This window comes from Telmatospirillum sp. J64-1 (assembly GCF_006980715.1).
In the GTDB taxonomy this organism is placed as follows: domain Bacteria; phylum Pseudomonadota; class Alphaproteobacteria; order Rhodospirillales; family Magnetospirillaceae; genus Oleiliquidispirillum; species Oleiliquidispirillum nitrogeniifigens.
On sequence record NZ_SBHN01000073.1, the window covers coordinates 1 to 1,064 of the forward strand.

The 1,064-nt window shown below is 73.4% G+C and carries 1 protein-coding gene; it reads left to right on the forward strand.

Features of this window, described 5'->3' with window-relative positions; genetic code table 11:
• Positions 1–127: 127 nt before the first annotated feature.
• A partial coding sequence (locus tag EPD66_RS23820; RefSeq protein ID WP_185961608.1) for a DNA translocase FtsK 4TM domain-containing protein occupies positions 128–1,064 on the forward strand: 937 nt, incomplete at its 3' end.

Consider the following 1,064-nt stretch of genomic DNA (forward strand, 5'->3'; position numbering starts at 1 on the left):
ATCTGGCGCGCGAGGACAAAACCGGGTACAATCCGGGAACACGATATATCCGCGTGGCGCTGGTCCATGACCTGGACCGCACGGCGGAAGCCCTCGACCGCATGGCTAAGGTGCTTTAGGAGCAGACGTGGCAGCCCGTTCGACCGCTCGCCCATCCCAGACCCGTTCTTCCTCTTCCCGTTCCCGCAGCCCCCGCAAGGGCACGCCCAAAGGCAGCTTCCTGCCGCCCGGCGCCCTGCCCTTGCTGCAACGGCGGCTGAAACAGGCCGCCGGACTGGCCGTCGTGACGCTGGCCCTGCTGCTGGTCCTGGCGCTGCTGACCTATACCGAAGGCGATCCCAGCCTCAATGCCGCCGGGTCGGAAGAGGTCGGCAACCTGATGGGCCCCTTCGGCGCCGTGATCTCCGACCTGCTGCTGCAATCGGTGGGCGGGGCGGCGATGCTGGTGGCCGTGGTGATGGTCGCCTGGGGCGGCCGGTTGATGACCTCGGCCACCGCCGTCAGCCGCCTGTGGATGCGCCTGCTGACCCTGCTGGCCGCCGTGCTGATGGGCGCGGTGGCCCTGCAGGCGCTGCCCGCGGCGAACGAGATGGCCCTGCCCGCCGGTCTGGGAGGCGCCGCCGGAACGCTGCTGCTCGAACGCCTGGCCGCCCTGCCCCATGTGCTGGGCCTGAGCGCGGCGCCGCTGGAAACGGCGGCGGCCCTGACGGCGGCGGCGCTGACGGCGCTGCTGACCGCCCATGCCATGGGTCTGTCCTGGCAGGAATGGGTGGCGACCGGCAGAAGCCTGCGTCGTGCCGGTTCCGCCGTCGGCGAAGGCGGAGTGCGCCTGGGCCGGGCGGGCGGCGAGATGCTGTCCAGCCTGCGCGACCGCCGCGAACCCAGCCTTGGTGCGCCCGAGGACGGCGAGTCCGCACCCGCTTCTCCCAAGCAGCGCCGCCCCTCCCCAAGCGCCGCCGCCCCGGCCGCGCGCCCGGCCCGTCAGGCCCCGGCCGATCTGGTCGAGGCGCCTGCGCCGCGCGCCCAGCCGGCCCGGCGCGACGCGCCCCGCGAATCCCTGCCTG